At 64.3% G+C, this 18615-nt stretch carries 15 protein-coding genes and 1 riboswitch; of the genes, 6 read left to right on the top strand and 9 right to left on the bottom strand.

Going from position 1 to position 18615, the window contains the following annotated elements; translation table 11 throughout:
- Positions 1–35 precede the first annotated feature (35 nt).
- The 5 genes from HDE78_RS10155 to HDE78_RS10135 all read right to left on the bottom strand — a co-directional run bounded on the left by HDE78_RS10155 (position 36) and on the right by HDE78_RS10135 (position 5359).
- The gene (locus HDE78_RS10155) at positions 36–470 is read right to left on the bottom strand and encodes a hypothetical protein (protein ID WP_179478893.1); all 435 of its coding nucleotides are present in this window, start codon (positions 468–470) and stop codon (positions 36–38) included.
- A gap of 108 nt (positions 471–578) precedes the next feature.
- Positions 579–1283: a LytTR family DNA-binding domain-containing protein gene (locus tag HDE78_RS10150; RefSeq protein WP_179478891.1), complete on the bottom strand. Its 705-nt coding sequence runs from the start codon at positions 1281–1283 to the stop codon at positions 579–581.
- The gene (locus HDE78_RS10145) at positions 1261–2361 is read right to left on the bottom strand and encodes a histidine kinase (RefSeq protein WP_179478889.1); all 1101 of its coding nucleotides are present in this window, start codon (positions 2359–2361) and stop codon (positions 1261–1263) included. The genes HDE78_RS10150 and HDE78_RS10145 overlap by 23 nt, the downstream gene beginning before the upstream one ends.
- Positions 2362–2436: 75 nt before the next feature.
- Positions 2437–3099: a dienelactone hydrolase family protein gene (locus HDE78_RS10140; RefSeq protein ID WP_179478887.1), complete on the bottom strand. Its 663-nt coding sequence runs from the start codon at positions 3097–3099 to the stop codon at positions 2437–2439.
- A gap of 88 nt (positions 3100–3187) precedes the next feature.
- Complete coding sequence (locus HDE78_RS10135) at positions 3188–5359, bottom strand: prolyl oligopeptidase family serine peptidase (RefSeq protein WP_179478885.1); 2172 nt, start codon at positions 5357–5359, stop codon at positions 3188–3190.
- Between the two features lie 160 nt (positions 5360–5519).
- Here HDE78_RS10135 and HDE78_RS10130 point away from each other — a divergent pair, with 160 nt between their 5' ends.
- The 3 genes from HDE78_RS10130 to HDE78_RS10120 all read left to right on the top strand — a co-directional run bounded on the left by HDE78_RS10130 (position 5520) and on the right by HDE78_RS10120 (position 9396).
- Positions 5520–7964 (top strand): prolyl oligopeptidase family serine peptidase, encoded by a 2445-nt coding sequence (locus HDE78_RS10130; protein ID WP_179478883.1) that lies wholly within the window; start codon positions 5520–5522, stop codon positions 7962–7964.
- A 172-nt stretch (positions 7965–8136) separates the two neighbouring features.
- A complete protein-coding gene (locus tag HDE78_RS10125) occupies positions 8137–8580 on the top strand; it encodes a DUF2059 domain-containing protein (protein ID WP_255457752.1) in 444 nt (147 codons plus the stop codon).
- Positions 8581–8802: 222 nt separating this feature from the next.
- A complete protein-coding gene (locus tag HDE78_RS10120; protein WP_179478879.1) occupies positions 8803–9396 on the top strand; it encodes an HAD family hydrolase in 594 nt (197 codons plus the stop codon).
- A gap of 386 nt (positions 9397–9782) precedes the next feature.
- Here the strand turns inward: HDE78_RS10120 and HDE78_RS10115 are convergent, their stop codons facing one another.
- From HDE78_RS10115 to zwf, 4 genes are all read right to left on the bottom strand, one after another.
- On the bottom strand, positions 9783–10433 hold the full coding sequence (locus tag HDE78_RS10115; protein WP_218862257.1) for a bifunctional 4-hydroxy-2-oxoglutarate aldolase/2-dehydro-3-deoxy-phosphogluconate aldolase: 651 nt from the start codon (positions 10431–10433) through the stop codon (positions 9783–9785).
- 55 nt (positions 10434–10488) lie between these two features.
- Positions 10489–12306 (bottom strand): phosphogluconate dehydratase, encoded by a 1818-nt coding sequence (gene edd, locus HDE78_RS10110; protein WP_179478877.1) that lies wholly within the window; start codon positions 12304–12306, stop codon positions 10489–10491.
- Between the two features lie 213 nt (positions 12307–12519).
- The gene (pgl, locus tag HDE78_RS10105) at positions 12520–13233 is read right to left on the bottom strand and encodes a 6-phosphogluconolactonase (RefSeq protein ID WP_179478875.1); all 714 of its coding nucleotides are present in this window, start codon (positions 13231–13233) and stop codon (positions 12520–12522) included.
- A 134-nt stretch (positions 13234–13367) separates the two neighbouring features.
- Positions 13368–14798 carry a glucose-6-phosphate dehydrogenase gene (gene zwf / locus HDE78_RS10100; RefSeq protein WP_343205730.1) on the bottom strand — a complete coding sequence of 477 codons (1431 nt, stop codon included), beginning with the start codon at positions 14796–14798 and terminating at the stop codon, positions 13368–13370.
- A 319-nt stretch (positions 14799–15117) separates the two neighbouring features.
- On the opposite strand from zwf, the gene HDE78_RS10095 reads away from it, so the two are divergent.
- From HDE78_RS10095 to nagA, 3 genes are all read left to right on the top strand, one after another.
- On the top strand, positions 15118–15870 hold the full coding sequence (locus HDE78_RS10095; RefSeq protein ID WP_179479110.1) for a GntR family transcriptional regulator: 753 nt from the start codon (positions 15118–15120) through the stop codon (positions 15868–15870).
- Positions 15871–15939: 69 nt separating this feature from the next.
- Complete coding sequence (locus tag HDE78_RS10090; protein WP_179478871.1) at positions 15940–16971, top strand: SIS domain-containing protein; 1032 nt, start codon at positions 15940–15942, stop codon at positions 16969–16971.
- A 214-nt stretch (positions 16972–17185) separates the two neighbouring features.
- Positions 17186–18334 (top strand): N-acetylglucosamine-6-phosphate deacetylase, encoded by a 1149-nt coding sequence (gene nagA / locus HDE78_RS10085; protein WP_179478869.1) that lies wholly within the window; start codon positions 17186–17188, stop codon positions 18332–18334.
- Between the two features lie 37 nt (positions 18335–18371).
- Positions 18372–18599, top strand: a riboswitch (cobalamin riboswitch).
- Positions 18600–18615: the final 16 nt, after the last annotated feature.

Here is an 18615-nt window from a genome sequence, read left to right as displayed (position 1 = left end):
CGATGAATGTACGGATGCCTCACATGCTCGAAAATCTATGAAGTCAGCTGCTCGGACATTCTCCGTGCCGATGAAATGAAATCTTGAATATCGGCATCGGAATGGCCGAGGCGGCCAGCGTTCGCCCAAAGCCATGCCGTGATGAGCGCACCGTTGTAGGGAGGGCTTTCTTGCCGCTCATCGAGATACGACTTCAGCAGTTCCGCGGTTCGTGGAATCAGATGAAAATGTATGCGGTCGTCGGATTCGCCAAATTTCAGAACATAAATTCGCTCGGGTCGAATCAGAAGATCGAGCAGACGCTCCCCGAGTTTCAACACGGCAGCAAGCTCTTCGGATTCCCCTGGCCCGAAGTCGTTCATGCGACGGACGCCTGAGTGGCACTCGACAAACAGGTAACCAGGAAAGCGAAAATCGTAGGACTGCGAGAGTCTGAAATGCGCTGATTCCCAGATCGTATAAAAATCCATTGGCGACCAGCTCCGCTTTGAATTTCGATTCCCCCATATTAACGGTTACTTTTTCCCAAGCGTGCCGCGGTCAAGCAGGCAATCGAGCGATTCGCGCTCGCAAAGCCCTCATCCCAACCGCAGCAGCCTTCTTACGGCCGGCAGGTTGCGTCGGCTGATTTCCGGGCTCAGCTCGGTGCCGTCCAGACGCGCGAGCACGCGACCGTCGCCGAGGGTTTTCAGTCCCAGCAATCGCGCCGGCGGCACGAGGCAGTTGCGGTGCAGGCGAATAAGCTGGTTCGGATAGGTTTCTTCCAGCTGGCGCAGCGATTCCTCGATCAGCAGCTCGCCGCGGCGGTGCTGCACGACGACGTATTTTTCGTCGGCGAGCAGATAGATCACTTCGTCGAGGGCGATGCGCACTTCCTCGCCGTGCATGCGGCCGTGCAGGTATTTGGGCGGCTCGCGCGTCTGATCGGCGAGGCGGCGCTCGGCGCGTTGCAGGGCATCGCGCAAGCGTTCCAGCCGCACGGGTTTGAGCAGGTAATCGACGGCGCCCAGTTCGAAGGCCTGCAGCGCGTGCGCTTCGTAGGCAGTGCAGAAGATCACCTGCGGCCGCGCGCGACCGGCCAGGCGCTGGGCCAGCGCGGTGCCGTTGAGCCCGGGCATGTTGATATCGAGCAACAGAATGTCCGGCTGCTGTTCGCCGATCGCCGCGAGCGCGCTTTCGCCGTCGCCGACGCTGCCGACGATTTCCGTACCGGCGCATTCGCCCAGTAGCGCTGCCATGCGCGCGCGCGCCAGCGGTTCGTCATCGACGATCAGTACGCGCATCGCGGCTTTGCTCGGAGGGTTGAGGCATGGGGAGATACAGTTTCACGACGAAGCGTTCGCCATCGAGTCCACTCTGTATACCGGCTTCCACACGGGCCAGCGGCCCGTAGCGATAGGCCACGCGCTGGCGCACGTTGTCCAGGCCATGGCCATTGCCCGGTTCGGCGGCGGTATCCGGCAGCGGGTTGATGATTTCAATGACGAGCATCCGCTGCTCGACCGTGCCGCGCAGCATCATCTCGCCGCCGCCGACCCGCGGCTGGATGCCGTGGCGCACGGCGTTCTCCACCAACGGTTGCAGCAGCAGGCGCGGCAGCGGAAACGTTTCCGGCAGCGCGGCGATATCGCGCTGCACGCGCAGACGATCGCCGAGGCGCCATTGCTCGATCGCGAGGTAGCGCTCGATCAGCGCCAGCTCGTCGCCCAGGGTGCCGTCGTCGTTGTTGTGCTGGCCCAGCGCGGCGCGAAACAATTCGGAGAGATCTTCCACCGTGCGCTCGGCCGCATCGGGGTCGACGCGGATCAGCGCCGCTACGGTATTCATGCTGTTGAACAGAAAGTGCGGCCGGATGCGCGCCTGCAGCGCGTCGATCTGCGCGCGCGTTACTGCCGCCAGCCGCGCCTGCCACTGCGCCAGCACGTAGAAGTAGCGCAGCATTGCCGCGCCGAGCAAGGCGGCTATCGCCACATTGTCGCGCACGAAGACGCCGCTGCTGTCGGTGCCCAGTTGCATTTGCAGCGCCACATCGAGCCAGCGCGCCACGCTGCTGGCGGCCAGTACGAGCAGCACGATCAGCAGCCACACCGCGGCGTAGGGAAAGTGGCCGGGCAGCCTCTGTAGTAGACCGCGCAGCTTGCACAGCGCGACCGCGATCACCAGCGCCAGCCACGTCACGAACAGCATGCCGACGCTGTAACTGGCCCAGTCGCGTTGCCCGGTGCGCGACAGCCACATCACTGTCACCGTGAGCGCACCGACCACGATCAGCGCGAACAGCGCCGGCAGCTTGCAGAAGTCCGGCAGCGGACTCTGCTCGGCGCGTTCGCGCGGGCGGTTGGCGATGGTGGGTGGCGTCATGCGGGCAAGTATGCCGCATGAGGGTGGCCGGCTTGACGGGTTCGCTGGCCTCGAACGAAGCGCCTTTGCTGCGACCTACGTCAGCCGCTGACCCAGCCAGTCGCGCAGGTCGGCAATCTCCTGCGGATTGACCGCGTGCAGCATGGGATAGGTATGCCAGTCGACGTGATAACCCAGCGCCTGTAGCCGGTCGCGCGAATCGAGTCCGCGCTGCAGCACCACCACCGGATCGGCCAGGCCGTGGCCCCAGAAGATCGGCGTGGCTGCATTCGACGCGTGGCGTTCGGCGGCCAGGGTGGTGTGCAGCGGCAGATAGGTCGACAGCGCGACGATACCGGCCAGCTTCTGCGCGTGGCGCAGCCCGGCCGACAGCGCGATGGCGCCGCCCTGCGAAAAGCCGGCCAGCAGAATGCGTTCGCTCGGTACGCCGCGGCTGTGTTCGCGTGCGATCAGCGTTTCCACCGCGGCCACCGACGCGCGCATGCCGGCTTCATCCTGCTTGGCATTGAGATCGAACGCCGCGATGTCGTACCACGCGCGCATCGACATGCCGTTGTTGATCGTCACCGGCCGCACCGGCGCATGCGGAAACACGAAGCGCAGCGCCGGCCATCCCGGCGCCACCAGCTGCGGCACGATCGGCGCAAAGTCATGCCCGTCGGCGCCCAGCCCATGCAGCCAGATCACGCTATGGGCCGGATTGGCGGCGGTTTCCTGTTCGACGGTCGGCAACGGCATGGGCGGCGCACTTCTGAAAGTAAAACGCGATGGTAGCAGCCGTTGTGCTGTCGTCCGAAGCATGCGTCAGCGCATCGATTCCTGCCCGTTATTTCGCCTCGAGCCCCAGCTCCTGCGCGAAAAAGGTCAGCATGATCGCGGTGTTGCCGACGCGCTGGCTGAAGGGCGCGCCGATACCATGACCCGCGTTGACGCGCGTCAGCAGCAGGATCGGCCGGTCCGAGGTGGTGGCGTTCTGCAGCGCCGCGGTGAACTTGCGCGATTGCCACGGCGCCACGCGCGAATCGTTGGCGCCGGTGGTCATCAGTACGGCAGGGTAAGCGGTATGCGGCTGCACGCTTTGCAGCGGCGAATACGCCAGCGTGGCCTTGAACTGTGCCGGGTCGCTGACCGAGCCGTATTCGCTGACGTTGTAGGCGCCGTTGGCGAAGTCGGTTTCGTGGCGGATCACGTCATAGATGCCGACCATCGACACCACCGCGCGATAGTCGCCCGGATGCTGCACCAGCGACGCGCCCATCAGCAGGCCGCCGTTGCTGCCGCCGAGAATGCCCAGGTGCGCGCGGTCGGTCCACTGCCTGTCGAACAGCGCCAGCGCGGCCGCATGGAAATCGTCGAACACGTTCTGCTTGTGCAGCTGCTGGCCCTGCGCATGCCACGCTTCACCGAATTCGTTTCCGCCACGGATGTTGGCGTATGCCAGCACCCCGCCGCGTTCCAGCCACGCGAGCTTGGCGCCGACGAAACAGGGCGCCACCGGAATACCGAAACCGCCGTAGCCGTAAAGTATGGTCGGCCGCTTGCCGTTCGGCGTGATGCCGCGCATCGCGATCACCGTCACCGGAACATGGCTGCCGTCGGGCGAGAGGCCATCGATACGCTGTACCTCGACGTTCGAATAATCGGCCGTGGGCTTCACTTCAAATACGGTCTTCAGGCGGCCGCTGTGCGCGTCGTATTCGGCCCAGTGCGAGGGGGTAGTCCAGCCACCGTAGCTGATCAGCGCCTGATTCTGGCCGAGCTCTGAAGCGATGGCGCCTACGCCAATGCGCTGCGCCGGCAGCGGCACGCGACGCACGAACCGGGCCTTGCCGTCGTACTGCTCCACCCACCAGTCCGGTCCCCAGCTGCGCGTGACCAGAAACCCGCTGGCGACCGGTTCCACGCCTTGAATCGCACCATCGCGCTCGCCCAGCACCTCGCTCAGGGCGCCCTGTGCGTCGACCGCCAGCAGCTTGCCGCGCGGCGCGTTCGCAAAGCTCACCACGAACAGCCGCTGGCCGATCCACGCTGCGGTGCGCACGTTCGCCTCGCTGCCGACGATCTTTTTCCACTGCGCGCCATCACTTAAATACACCTCGGCCGGGCCGCCGTCGCCGACGTTGGCCAGCACCGCGAGCTGCTGCGCATCCGGCGAGCTGAGCAGGCGATATTCGGCCACGCGCGAATAGCCCTGGCCGAACACGACGGTATCGCTGGCCGCCGGCTCACCCAGCGCGTGATGCACCAGGGTGGCGTCGAACTGCCTGACCTCGGCGCTGCCCTGCGGCGGCACAAAGCGCACGTAGGTAAAGCCTTTTTCATCGGCGTCCCAGGCCAGTCCCTGCGGCGTGGTGCCGCCGCCGGCCCAGGGCAGCGCATCGGCCAGCACCTTGCCGGTGGCGACATCCAGCACGTGGATGGTGGTCAGCTCGCTGCCGCCTTCGGCCGTGCCGTAGGCCAGATAGCGCGCCCGCGGCGACGGCCAGTAATTGGTGATGGCGGTGTTGCCGCCGTTGGCATTGAGATCGACCAGTACGCGCGGCGTGCCGTTCGGCCACGGCTGCGCCATCAGCAGCGGCTGCGGTTGCGGCGGCGTTTCCTGCATGTAGAACAGCGTGCCGTGGGCCAGCAGTGGCCCGGAACGCGTGGTCGATGTGATGGCGAGCTGCTGCACGCGCGCCGTCATCGCCTTGCCGTCCGGCATGGCGGCCAGCACCGCTTCGGTATGTGCGTTCTGCGTGGCGATCCACTTCTGTACGGTTGGGTCGTTGGGGTTTTCCAGCCAACGGTAGGGGTCGCCGACGCGCGTGCCGTGCAACACGCTGGCGTCCTTGCCCTGCGGCGTGGCGGGAGGCATCGACACCGGTCGGTTGGGGTCGATCAGCGACACGTCTCGCGCTGGCAGCACCGCTGCGGGCTGCACCTGCGCCGCGCACCACGAACTCGCGCCGAGCAGCGCCGCGGAGACAACGATCAGGCGAACGAAGACGAGGCGCATGCGCTTTACTCAGTGACCGCAGAGGCCACAGCGTACTGCGGCGGCGCCTGGCGTGCAGTCGCGCCGGCCGACCCTGACTTCTGGCACGGGTGGGCATGCATGGCCGCCGCGCTCGGCTATGCTGATTTTTCCCATCGTTGCCCTCCGTGGAGACTGCCCCATGCGTCGACTGCTGCTTGCCGGCCTTATCGCTTTCGCTGTGCTGCCCGCCGCAGCCGTTACGCCACCGGCCGGTGGCGCGCTCGACCTGGAAACCATCATGGCCAACCCGGACTGGATCGGGCATCCGGTCGAGATGCCGTACTGGAGCGTGGACGGCCGCAGCCTCTACTACTCGCTCAAGCGCGACGGCAGCCCGGTGCGCGATCTATATCGCGTCGACGCGGCCAGCGGCCAGACCAGCAAACTCGATCCCGCCGCGATGGCGCAGGCCGGGGGGCCGGCCGTGTTCGATCGCAGCCATAAACATGCGGCGTATGTGATGCACGGCGACATCTTTGTGGTCGATATCGGCAGCGGTCGCCGCACCCAGGTCACGCGCACGCCACAGGAGGAGTCTTCACCGCAGTTCTCCGCCGACGGCCGCGCGCTGCAGTTTCGCGACGGCAACGACTGGTACAGCTACGACCTAACCAGCGGCACGACCGCGCCGGCGGCCGTGCTGAAATTCGCCAACGACCCGCAGGCCAAGAAGGCCGACGAGCTGGGCGACTTGCAGCTGCGCCTGTTCAAGACGCTGCGCGATATCAAGGCCGACAAGCAGGCGCTGAAGGACGAGGACAAGGCGCTCGACGCCGCCGATCCCGGCCGCGCCCCGGCGCCGTTCTTTCTCGGCGACAAGTCGGAGGCCGTCGACACCGAGCTGTCGCCCGACGGCCGCTGGCTGCTGGTGGTCACCGCACCGAAGGGGTATGACGAAGGGAAGCATCCGGTGGTCAATCACTACGTGACCGAGAGCGGCTACACCGAGCCGAAGGAAGCGCGCACCTACGTCGGCCACAACGATCCGGCGCCGCAGTCGCTGCTGCTGCTCGACCTGCGCCAGCACCAGAGCTATCCGCTGGCGACCGACGGTCTGCCCGGCATCAAGGACGATCCGCTGAAGGCGCTGCGCGCACAGACCGTTGCCGCGCTGGAGAAAGCCGGCAAGTCCGACGAGGCCAAGGCCCTGAAGGCGCCCGACGTGCGCGGCGTGCGTGTGGTCGGCAGCCCGGAAGACGGCGGTGGCGGCGGCATCGCCTGGAGCGACGACGGCAGCCAGCTTGCCGTGCAGGTGCGCGCCAACGACAACAAGGACCGCTGGATCGCGAGCGTCGACTTCGGCACGCACAAGCTGGTCAACCAGCAGCGCCTCACCGACGCTGCGTGGATCAACTGGAATTTCAACGATTTCGGCTGGCTCAAGGACAACCGCACGCTGTGGTATCTGAGCGAACACACCGGCTACTCGCAGCTCTACAGCAAGCCGCTCGACGGCAAGGCCACCGCGCTGACCACCGGCAAGTTCGAGGTCAGCCATCCGCTGCTCAGCGACGACGGCCAGTGGTTCTACGTGCGCACCAACCAGGTAGCGCCATACAGCTACGACGTCTACCGGCTGCCGGCGAAGGGCGGTGCGCTGACCCGCGTTACCCAGTACCAGGGCATGGACGATTTCAAACTCTCGCCCGACGGCAAGCACCTGGCGGTGCTGCATTCGTCGCCGTACGTCTTCGCCCAACTGGCCGTCCAGCCGTCCGCCGGTGGTGAAGGTCACGACCTCACCAACACCATCAAGCCGGCCTACGCAGCGCACGCCTGGATCGCGCCGAAGATCGTCGAGATTCCCTCCAGCCACGGCGCCGGCGTGATCTACGCCAAGTACTACGGCCCGGCCGATGAAAGCGAGGTGGCCAAGCGTCCGGCGGTGTTCTTCGTGCACGGCGCCGGCTATCTGCAGAATGTCACGCTGTCATCCAGCTATTACTTCCGCGAGCAGATGTTCAACAATCTGTTGGTGCAGCAGGGCTACGTGGTGCTGGACATGGACTACCGCGCCTCCGAAGGCTACGGCGAAAAGTGGCGCACCGCGATCTACCAGCACATGGGCCATCCGGAACTCGAAGATCTGCTCGACGGCAAGGTGTGGCTGGTGAAAAACCACGGCGTCGATCCGAAGCGCGTCGGCATCTACGGCGGCAGCTATGGTGGCTTCATGACCGAGATCGCGCTGCTGCGCGCACCCGGCGAGTTCGCCGCCGGCTCCGCGCTGCGCCCGGTCTCCGACTGGACCAGCTACAACGACGACTACACCGCCGACATCCTCAACGAACCGCAGCTCGACCCCGAGTCGTACAAGACCAGCTCACCGATCGAATACGCCGACCAGCTGCGCGACCCGCTGCTGATCGAACATGGCCTGATCGACGACAACGTGATGGCCAGCGATTCGATCCGCCTGTATCAGCGCTTCATCGAACTGCATAAGAAGAATTTCTGGATCTCGCTGTATCCGCTGGAGCGGCACAGCTTCGTCCATGCGGACGATTGGCACGATGAGTATCGGCGGATCGATGAGTTGTTTGAGACGTATTTGAAGTCGCCCACGGCGGCTCCGAGTCATTGATACAAAAATCGGCTTAGGCCGAAATGCTTGAAACTTCGATATCTACTTCAAGGAGAGATGAAAGATGCGTATCCGCACCATAGGTTTTCTTGCACTAATTCTCACGACCAGCCCCGTTTTTGCAGCAGATACGTAGCCGAGTGACGCATCGATACAAGAGCTGTTTAAGGTGATGCAGACGCACAAGCTGCTCGACGGAATGATGGGGCAGATGGATGGCTTGTTGCGCAAATCCGTACAACAGAGCTTGGCAGGGAGAGAAATCGATGCAGGAGAGCAAAAAATTATCGATGAGCAAATTGCAAAGATGAACGAACTGATGCAACGGGCATTGGCTTGGCAGAATATGGAGCCTGCGTACGAGGCCATCTATAAAAAATCGCTGTCGCAAAAAGAGGTAAATGACGTGGTGGCTTTTTACAAAACGCCATCCGGGCAGGCAGTGGTAGTGAAGATGCCAATTCTGATGCAGCAAGCCATGCAAATGACGCAGGAAAAATTGACTGTTCTGATGCCCGATATCCAGAAGATTGGACAAGAGACAACGACTCGTCTCAACGAGTATGAGGCGAGTAAGTCAAAGGCGCCGGCAAACTCCACAAGCGTCGCTAAATAACAAAGAGGGCGGAGGACGTTTCAGGCCGTATCGTATTCATGTCGTTCGAAGCGATACAAGCTTTCGTCCTCCTACGGACGTCGAGTCACACTCTCTTGCGTCGCCGTTGAAAAGCAAAAGAGACGTAGCTCGCCGTAGGCGGGCGAAACGCTGCTTTGACAGTGGATTTTGCTCCGCCGCGGTGATCGTCGACAGCTTATACATGAAAGGAATCACTAGTCGATGAATCTCGCACTCTTTGATTTCGACGGAACCATCACGACAAGAGGAACGTTCTCGGATTTCATGCGTTTCGCAGTTGTGCCCGCAAAATGCGCTGTGGGAAACATTCTTTTCGCCCCGCGAGTTCTCGGCTACAAGCTCGGTTTCATCTCAGGCAGCGATATTCGTACCCGAGTTACGCGGTTTGGATTTCGTGGCGTAGCTGCTGATGAGGTGCGTCGGGCCGGCCATGAGTTTGCCCGGGATGTACTACCGGATTTGCTGCGGCCCTTGGCGATGGAAAGAATCCAGTGGCACAAGAATCAGGGCGATGTCGTCGTCATTGTGTCCGGGGCATTCGATGTCTATCTATCGCCCTGGTGCGTGCAACATCAGCTGCACCTCATCTGTTCGCAGTTGGAAGTCGTCGACGGCACGCTGACGGGTCGATACCGCGGAGAGCAATGCGTCAACGCGGAGAAGTCCAGACGTGTTCGCGAGAAATACGATCTCGAAAAATTTCTCAAGGTGTACGCCTACGGAGATACAAAAGAGGATATGGACATGCTGAACTTAGCCACGGAGCGTTATTTCCGCTGGGAGAAAATGCCCTGAATGAGCTATGCGGCCATCGGTCATCTGCGATGTGCAAGCGAGCCTGCTCTTGCTCCACTAAACCCCTGTGCGGCGGTGAGGTGAGGTCGATAGGCCCGCAGGGGAATCGGCATGGATGCCGATTCCTTTTCGTCAGGGCAGGAGCCCTGTCGAAAAGCCCGGCCTCAGCTCACGGACTTGCTGGGCGCAGCCCGGCAAGCGCCAAGTGGGGTGGCCTTCTCCTTGGTTACTTTCTCTTGGCCATGCAAGAGAAAGTGACTCGGCCTCCAAAGGAGGACGAAAGCTCTGCTTTAAAAAATATAAACCGTGAGAAGCCAGGGCGCCCCTCACCCCAACCCTCTCCACAATAAGGCCTGGGTAGAAGGGGCAAAAACGGCCAGCGAGAATCAGAGCGAGCGCAAGCCCGCCGCCTCGCGCGCCAACAACTCAATCGCGGCCCAATCCCCCGCCGCCAACTTATCTGCCGGCGTCAACCATGACCCACCGACACAAAGCACATTCGGCAACGCGAGAAAATCCGGCGCACTCGCCAGACTGATGCCGCCCGTGGGGCAAAACCGAACCTGCGGTAGCGGGCTGGCCCAGGCGCCGAGCAGCTTGGTGCCGCCGGCCGGCACCGCGGGGAAAAATTTCAGAAAACGATAACCGCGCTCCAGCAAGGTCATCACCTCGCTGGCCGTCGCGGCACCGGGCAGCAGTGGCACGTCGCTGTCGTCGACGGCATCAAGCAGTTTCGGCGAGACGCCGGGCGATACCGCAAAGCGCGCGCCGGCCTGGCGAGCGGCTTCCAGATCGCGCGGGGTCAGCACGGTGCCGGCACCGATCACGGCGCCTTCCACTTCGGCGGCGATCGCGCGGATGGCATCGAGCGCGGCCGGCGTACGCAGCGTGACCTCGATAGTCGGGATACCGCCAGCGACCAGGGCGCGCGCCATCGGCACGGCGTCGCGGGCGTTGTCGATGATCACCACCGGAATGACCGGCGCGAGCCGCATAAGGGTTTCGACCTGCTGCTGCTTGTGTTCGATGCTGCTCATGAAATCGCTCGTGGAAAGTTTGAAAGGGAGTGGGTGCGCGCTGGTCGCGAAACGGTCAAAGCACGCCGGCACCGAGATCGGCCGTGGTCGCAGCCTGCCGGAACAGACCGAACAGTTCGCGGCCCATGCCGCTGTGCTGGGCGGACAGATCCGCATGCTGCGGCAGACGCGAGTCGAGTTCATGCGCTTCCATCAATACGTCCAGATGGCCGCTGACGGCGTCGAGTCGGATCATGTCGCCGTTGCGGATCTTGGCGATATTGCCGCTGGCCACGGCCTCGGGTGTGACGTGGATGGCCGCCGGCACGCGGCCGGAGGCGCCGGACATGCGGCCGTCGGTGAGCAGGGCGACGCGGTAGCCGCGATCCTGCAGCACGGCGAGCGTGGGGGTGAGCTTGTGCAGCTCCGGCATGCCGTTGGCCTGCGGACCCTGAAAGCGCACCACCGCGATGAAGTCGCGATTGAGCTCGCCGCGCTTGAACGCTTCGCCGACTTCGTTCTGATCGTGGAACACCACGGCGGGTGCCTCGATGATCAGTCGATCGTCGGGCACCGAGGACACCTTGATTACCGCGCGGCCGAGATTGCCCTGCAGCATGCGCAGGCCGCCGTCGTGGCGGAACGGCTCGTCCATGCCGCGCAGCACGCCGCGGTTGCCGCTTTGCTTGGATACCGGCGTCCAGTGCAGCGCGCCGCTGTCGTCGAGCTGCGGAATCTGCGCATAGCCGTCCATGCCGGTGCCGAAGACGGTCTGCACATCGGCGTGCAGCAGGCCGGCGCCAAGCAGCTGATCGATCAGGAAGGCCATGCCGCCGGCCTGGTGGAATTGGTTCACGTCGGCGTAGCCGTTCGGATATACGCGGGCCAGCAGCGGGATCACGCCGGACAGCGCGTCGAAATCGTCCCAGCGCAGCTGGATGCCGGCCGCGTGCGCAATGGCGACGAGGTGAAGCAGATGATTGGTCGAGCCGCCGGTGGCGTGCAGGCCGATCACGCCGTTGATGATGGCGCGCTCGTCGATGATGTGCCCGATCGGCAGATAGTTGTCGCCGAGTGCGCCGAGCGCGTTGACCCGGCGCACGATGTCGGCGGTGAGCGCGTCGCGCAGCGGTGTGTCCGGCGGCTCGAAGCTGGCGCCGGGCAGGTGCAGGCCCATGATCTCCATCAGCATCTGGTTGGAGTTGGCGGTGCCGTAGAAGGTGCAGGTGCCGGGGCTGTGATACGAGGCGGCCTCGGCCTCGAGCAGCTCGGCCTTGCCGGCCTTGCCTTCGGCATAGGCCTGGCGCACCTTGGATTTTTCTTCGTTGGGAATGCCGCTGGGCATCGGACCGGACGGCACGAACGCGCCGGGCAGGTGGCCGAAGCTCAGCGCGCCGATCAGCAGGCCGGGCACGATCTTGTCGCAGATACCCAGGTACAGCGCGCCGTCGAACATGTCGTGCGAAAGCGCGATGGCGGTGGCCATCGCGATCAGGTCGCGCGAGAACAGCGACAGCTGCATGCCGGGCTGACCCTGGGTGACGCCATCGCACATCGCCGGCACGCCGCCGGCGACCTGGGCGGTGAAGCCGGCGTCGCGCGCGATCTGGCGGATCCGTTCCGGGTAGCGCTCGTACGGCTGGTGCGCCGAGAGCATGTCGTTGTACGAGGTGATGATGGCGAGGTTGCCGCGCAGGCCGTTGCGCAGCGCATCCTTGTCGCCCGGTCCGCAGGCGGCGAAGCCGTGCGCGAGGTTGCCGCAGGAAAGGTGCGCGCGCTGGGGGCCGCCGCGATCCACCGCGTCGATGCGCTGCAGATACGCCGCGCGCGTTTCGCGGCTGCGTTCGCGCAGGCGTTCGGTGACTTCGGCAACCACGGGATGCAGCGTGTTCATTTCAAGACTCCGGAACGGGTGGTGCGGTGATGCGGTAGATAGGCTTTACGTGGGTGCTGCGACATATTTCGTTCTCCCTGAGCGTAGCCGCGCGGCGGCGAAGTCGAAGGGCCGTATAGATCAACCGGCCGGCTTCGACCAGGCGCCCTCGGCGCTACGCTTTGCCCGAACGGTACGGCGCCGGTGCGACAACCGTGAGGCAAAGACGACAGCTTATGGGCACCAGTACACAGCCACCGGCACGCGCAGCTGAGTCAATACGGAGCGCACCGGGTAGTCGCGCGCCGCGTCCAGGCCCAGCCGGGCATCGGCCAGCACGTCGCGCTTCTTGTTGCCGGTTACCAGCAGAAACAGCGATTCGGTTTCCAGCAGCGTCGGCAGGGTCAGCGTGATGCGCGGTTCGCCCGCGTCGGGCGCATGCATCGGCAGTACGCGGGATTTGCCGTCGAGGTCGAGCGCCTCCGCCAGATGGTCGCCGCCGGGAAAGAACGACGCCGTGTGGCCGTCGTCACCCATGCCCAGCACCACCGCGTCGAACGGCAGCGCGAGTTCCTCGATCCGCCGGCTGGTGGCGGCGAGGCCTTCTTCGGGTGTCGGCGCGTCGCTGTAGAGCGGCACGAACGTCGCGGCAGCGGCTTCGTTCTGCAGCAGAACGGTTTTCACCAGCTTGGCGTTGGAGCGTTCGTCGGTGTCCGGCACCCAGCGCTCGTCGACCAGGGTGATTTTGACGTTCGCCCAGTCCAGCGTTTCCTTCGACAGCTGTGCGAAGAAATCCTTTGGCGTGCTGCCGCCGGACACGGCGAGCAGCGCGTGGCCGCGCTGATTCAAGCTCATGCGCAGCCGTTTGGCGACGCGTTCGGCCAGTGCGACAGCCTGGGCGTGGCAATCGGTGAAACTGTGGGTGGTGACGTTGAGATGGGTGGTCATGGATGGTATCTGCGCGCCGGAGGCATCATGCGGAAGGCGCGCCCTGCTTGTCGTTGGGAGGGAAGGTGAAGTGTGACGCACGGTCGGTCCCGCGCAAGTGAATCACCGCTAACGCCTGCAAGTGGCCCGAGCGATCACTCGCTGTCCTCGCTCCAGGTGCGGCCGTCGCGTTCGATCAGCGCAATGGCCGCGCTCGGACCCCAGCTGCCGGCCGAATACGGGCGCGGCGCTTCGCCGCTGGCCGACCAGGCGGCCAGAATCGGGCCGGCCCAGCGCCACGCGGCCTCCACTTCGTCGCGACGCATGAACAGCGTGGGATTGCCACGCACCACATCGAGCAACAGGCGCTCGTAGGCGTCGGGCTGCGACACGCCGAAGGCCTCGGCAAAGCTCATGTCCAGCGGCACGTGGCGCAGGCGCAGGCCGCCCGGGCCCGGGTGCTTGATCGTCAGCCACAGTTTCACGCCTTCATCCGGCTGCAGCCGCAGCACCAGCCGGTTCTGCGCCAGCGTGCCGGCCTCGGCGTGGAAGATGGAGTGCGGCACCGGCTTGAACGCGACCACGATTTCGGACACGCGATCGGGCAGGCGCTTGCCGGTGCGCAGGTAGAACGGCACGCCGGCCCAGCGCCAGTTGGCGATCTCCGCCTTCACCGCGACAAAGGTTTCGGTGTGCGACTTGGTATTGCCCAATTCATCGAGATAACCGGGCACCTTGACGCCATCGGACACGCCGGCGCGGTACTGGCCGCGCACGGTGAGCTGTGCGACGTTGCTGCTGTCGATGTGCTTGAGCGAGTTGAGCACCTTCAGCTTTTCGTCGCGCACCGCATCCGGTGCCAGGGACGACGGCGGTTCCATCGCCACCATGCACAGCAGCTGCAGAATATGGTTCTGCACCATATCGCGCAGCGCGCCGGCGCGGTCGTAATACGCGCTGCGATTGCCGGTACCCAGCGTTTCCGAGACGGTGATCTGCACGTGGTCGATATGCGCGTTGTTCCACAGCGGCTCGAACAAGGCGTTGCCGAAGCGCAGCGCCAGCAGGTTCTGCACCGTCTCCTTGCCGAGGTAGTGATCGATGCGGAAGGTCTGCGATTCGTCGAACACGCGGCCGACCGCGTCGTTGATCTGGTTGGCGCTGTCGAGGTCGCGGCCGATCGGTTTTTCCAGCACCACGCGCGACTGGCCTTCGTTGAGCTTGTAGTGGCCCAGGCGGCCGCAGATATCGACGAAGAGTTCCGGCGAGGTGGAGAGATAAAACACGCGAATGTGCTCGGGTTGCTCGCCGATCAGGGCGGCAAACTCGTCCCAGCCCTCGTCTTTGCGCGCATCCAGCGAGCGATAGCCGACCTGCTTGAGGAAGGCTTCGATCTTCGCGTCGTCCGCGCCGCTGGTCTTGCTCAGGGTGTCGCGCACCTGTTCGCGGTAGCTGTCGTCGTCGAGCCCTTCGCGGGCGATGCCGATGATGCGGCTGCTGTCGGGAATCTGGCCGTCGAGAAAGCGGTGGTACAGGGCGGGCAGCAGCTTGCGCACGGCCAGATCGCCGGTGCCGCCGAAAATCACCAGATCGAAGGGTTCGGTCCGCTGGGAGGGGCCGCCGGCGGCAGCGTCGGAGCGGTTGGAGCTAGTCGAAGAAGCAGTCACGAAGTCACCTCGATAGATGCCATGAGGGCAGACAAGCGCGACCAAGAGGTGCTGCTGCCCGGTTGGCATCGATCATACCAGTGACATACCAGAGGATGCCACCCGTTTCTGCCCGCTCCTAGAAATCGTAAGCGGAACGGGCAAAAGGCTAACTAAAGCCCTTTCGGCACCCCAGTTTCTGGGGAGATGGTATTGGGGTGGTTGTCTAAGTGGTTATCCATTGGTATCTTGTGTGACTATGGAAAGCGCCTTGGCCAACGAATACCGCCGGATCTGCCTCGATCCGGCCACCAACCAGCCGCTGGCCTATCTGCGCCTGCGCCGGGCGATCCGCAACGTGGTCGAGCACCGCGATATCGAGCCCGGTCAGGCACTGCCCAGCGAGCGCGATCTATCGGTGGCGCTGAAGCTTTCGCGGGTCACCGTGCGCAAGGCGATTGCCGGGCTGGTGGAAGAAGGCCTGCTGACCCAGCGTCACGGCGCCGGCACCTTTATCGCCGAACGCATCGTTAAGCCGATGTCGCGGCTGACCAGTTTTACCGAAGATCTGCACGAGCGCGGATTGCATCCGCGCTCGGAGTTTTTCGAGCGCGGCATTGGCGAAGTGACGCCGGAAGAATCGATGGCATTGAATCTTTCGCCGGGCTCGCTGGTGGTGCGTCTGCATCGCGTGCGCTACGGCCAGGACGAGCCGCTGGCGATCGAGCGCAGCGTGGTGCCGGCCAGCGTGCTGCCCGATCCCATGCTGGTGCATGACTCACTGTACGAAGTGCTGGAGCAGTTCAACTGCCGGCCGCGGCGCGCGTTGCAGCGCCTTCGCGCGGTGTCGCTCAATGCGCAGCAGGCGCGGCTGCTGCACGTCAGCGCCGGCAGCGCGGGTCTGAACATCGAGCGCCGCAGCTTTCTCGACGACGGTCGCGTGGTCGAGTTCACCTGCTCTTGGTATCGCGGCGATATCTACGACTTTGTTGCCGAACTACAGACGGATTGATGGGCTCTCCTGTCAAGCCGATCGAATAGCCATTTGGACGTCCATAAACCTTTTACTTCAGAGAATCCCATGCAGGCACGCGATACCTTGATGTACAGCGAAGCGCACGAAGCCGCCGACGTTGTCGCGCGTCAGTTCGCCGTCAATGACGAAATCGTCACTGCGCTGGCGCAGACGTTGCGCGCGCATCCGCCGCGCTTCATCGTGACCTGCGCGCGCGGCAGTTCCGATCACGCCGCGGCGTATGCCAAGTACGTTTTCGAAACCCAGCTCGGGATCGTCACCGCCTCGGCATCGCCCTCGGTGACCTCGGTCTACGCGGCCGAGCAGCGCTGGCAGGACGCGCTGTTTATCGCGATCTCGCAGTCGGGAAAAAGCCCCGACCTGGTGCGCAACGCGCAGGCGGCCAAGATCGCCGGCGCCCGCGTGATCGCGCTGGTCAACGTGGAGGATTCGCCGCTGGCCGCCATCGCCGATACGGTGATCCCACTGCACGCGGGGCCGGAGCGCAGCGTTGCGGCTACCAAGAGCTATATCGCCGCGCTGGCCGCCGTGCTGCATCTATGCGCGCGCTGGCGTGGCGACAATGCACTGGGCGAAGCTCTGCATGCCCTGCCCGACGCGCTGCGCAGCGGCTGGGACGCCGACTGGTCGAGCCTGAGCGAAGGGCTGACCGACGCGCACAATCTGTTTGTCGTCGGCCGCGGCTTCGGTCTCGGCATCGCGCTGGAAGCGGCGCTGAAGTTCAAGGAAACCTGCGGCCTGCATGCCGAGGCGTTCAGCGCGGCGGAGGTCAAGCACGGCCCGATGGCGCTGGTCGGCCCGGATTTTCCGGTGCTGTGCTTCGCGCAGGACGACGACACGCTGGAAGGCACGCTGGCGTTGGCCGACATGTTTCGCCAGCGCGGCGCACACGTGTGGGTGGCCGCGCCGGGTCAGAAAGGAAAAGGCAGTCTGCCGGTGATGGCGGGCTTGCCGGCGCTGTGCACGCCGCTGCTGATCATCCAGAGTTTTTATCGCGCGACCGCCGAGCTGTCGCTGCGCCGCGGCTTCAACCCCGATGTGCCGCCGCATCTCAACAAGGTGACGGAGACGGTTTGATCTTCGTGAGAGTCGAGCGGGTAGGGACGAGGGGCGAGCAAAAGCGCCGTCGCTGATCATTCCTGCAGCTGCACTCCTCACTGTCCGCAAAAATATGACTGGTGCAGCGGGCGTAGTCGAAGTGCAACCTGCCGACACCTTTCAATCTTTGTCGTTGTTCCAAACCTCGAATCGGCAAGCCGACTTTTCGACACACACCTCATCAGGATTCGCCATGACACTCGCCCTCACGAATGCTCGCGTGCTCACTCCGCAAGGTTGGCGTGACGATGTGGCCGTGCTGTTGGACGACGGCAATGTTCTCGACGTGTTGCCATCGTCCGATGCACGCGTGCAACAGGCCGAACAGCAGGATTTGCACGGCGCCATGCTGCTGCCCGGCTTTATCGATACGCAGGTCAACGGCGGCGGCGGGGTGCTGTTCAACGAGGCGCCGACCGTGGAAACGATTCGCCAGATCGGCGCCGCGCATCGTCGCTTCGGCACGACCGGTTTTTTGCCGACGCTGATCAGCGACAATGTGGAAACCATGCGCGCGGCGATGGCCGCCGTGGAGCAGGCGCTGGCCGACAACGTGCCCGGCGTGCTGGGCATCCATCTCGAAGGCCCCTATCTCGCGCCCGCGCGGAAGGGCGTGCACGATCCGAAATTTTTTCACGCCCCCGGCAGCGAAGAACTCGCGATGCTGTGCGCTCCGCATGCTGGCGTGCGCCTCATGACGCTGGCACCTGATCAGGTGGCGAGTGAGAGCATCAAATCGCTGGCCGCGGCGGGGCTGGTGCTCTGCGCCGGCCACACCGCGGCCGATTACGACACAACCAAAGCGGCGCTGGCCGACGGCATTCGCGGCTTCACGCATCTGTTCAACGCGATGACGCCGCTGGGCAGCCGCGAGCCCGGCGTGGTCGGCGCCGCGCTCGACGATGCGCAAAGCTGGTGCGGACTGATTGTCGACGGCCATCACGTGCACCCGGCGACGCTGCGCTCAGCGATCGCCGCCAAGCCGCGCGGCAAGATGCTGCTGGTCACCGACGCGATGCCACCGGTCGGCGCGGATCACCCCGACTTCGTACTCAACGGCGAAACCATCACCGCGAAAGACGGCATCTGCCAGACCGCGCAAGGCACACTCGCCGGCTCCGCGCTCGACATGGCCGGCGCCGTGCGCAACACCGTCGAGATGTTGGGCCTGCCGATGGACGAAGCGGTGCGCATGGCCAGCACCTATCCCGCGGATTTTCTCGGTCTGAGCGACAGCCACGGCCGCATCGCCGCCGGCTATCGAGCCGACCTCGTTGTCATGGATGACGATTACAAAATCACGCAAAGCTGGATTGGTGGCGTGGCCAACTCAAGGGCCTGAAATCCCTGGCTGGATTGCCCTGCATAGCTGTCTGGCGTTACATTGATCAGGTCGAGGTGTCCCGAAGGCTTACGCTGAAGGGATGAAACGGGAAGCCGGTGCGTGGTGCGGAAGCACTGCAAGGCCGGCGCTGCCCCCGCAACGGTAAGCGAGTCAACGAACGGCGAATGCCACTGTGCTTGCACGGGAAGGCGCCGTTCGGAGCGGATGATGTTGTGTCTGCTGCTCGTCAGCCCGGAGACCGGCCTGGACGATTTCTGGTAGCTCGCGGTGGGCGAGGC

Origin of the sequence: Rhodanobacter sp. K2T2 (genome assembly GCF_013408815.1) — a bacterium.
In the GTDB taxonomy this organism is placed as follows: Bacteria; Pseudomonadota; Gammaproteobacteria; order Xanthomonadales; family Rhodanobacteraceae; genus Rhodanobacter.
The sequence above is the reverse complement of the archived record's forward strand: the minus strand, read 5'-3'. Positions and strand labels throughout refer to the sequence as shown.

Excerpts from the sequence above, each read along its gene's own strand:
- HDE78_RS10155 (WP_179478893.1), bottom strand. The coding sequence starts at position 470 with ATGGATTTTTATACGATCTGGGAATCAGCGCATTTCAGACTCTCGCAG.
- HDE78_RS10150 (WP_179478891.1), bottom strand. The coding sequence starts at position 1,283 with ATGCGCGTACTGATCGTCGATGACGAACCGCTGGCGCGCGCGCGCATG.
- HDE78_RS10145 (WP_179478889.1), bottom strand. The coding sequence starts at position 2,361 with ATGACGCCACCCACCATCGCCAACCGCCCGCGCGAACGCGCCGAGCAG.
- HDE78_RS10140 (WP_179478887.1), bottom strand. The coding sequence starts at position 3,099 with ATGCCGTTGCCGACCGTCGAACAGGAAACCGCCGCCAATCCGGCCCAT.
- HDE78_RS10135 (WP_179478885.1), bottom strand. The coding sequence starts at position 5,359 with ATGCGCCTCGTCTTCGTTCGCCTGATCGTTGTCTCCGCGGCGCTGCTC.
- HDE78_RS10130 (WP_179478883.1), top strand. The coding sequence starts at position 5,520 with ATGCGTCGACTGCTGCTTGCCGGCCTTATCGCTTTCGCTGTGCTGCCC.
- HDE78_RS10125 (WP_255457752.1), top strand. The coding sequence starts at position 8,137 with ATGCAGACGCACAAGCTGCTCGACGGAATGATGGGGCAGATGGATGGC.
- HDE78_RS10120 (WP_179478879.1), top strand. The coding sequence starts at position 8,803 with ATGAATCTCGCACTCTTTGATTTCGACGGAACCATCACGACAAGAGGA.
- HDE78_RS10115 (WP_218862257.1), bottom strand. The coding sequence starts at position 10,433 with ATGAGCAGCATCGAACACAAGCAGCAGCAGGTCGAAACCCTTATGCGG.
- edd (WP_179478877.1), bottom strand. The coding sequence starts at position 12,306 with ATGAACACGCTGCATCCCGTGGTTGCCGAAGTCACCGAACGCCTGCGC.
- pgl (WP_179478875.1), bottom strand. The coding sequence starts at position 13,233 with ATGACCACCCATCTCAACGTCACCACCCACAGTTTCACCGATTGCCAC.
- HDE78_RS10095 (WP_179479110.1), top strand. The coding sequence starts at position 15,118 with ATGGAAAGCGCCTTGGCCAACGAATACCGCCGGATCTGCCTCGATCCG.
- HDE78_RS10090 (WP_179478871.1), top strand. The coding sequence starts at position 15,940 with ATGCAGGCACGCGATACCTTGATGTACAGCGAAGCGCACGAAGCCGCC.
- nagA (WP_179478869.1), top strand. The coding sequence starts at position 17,186 with ATGACACTCGCCCTCACGAATGCTCGCGTGCTCACTCCGCAAGGTTGG.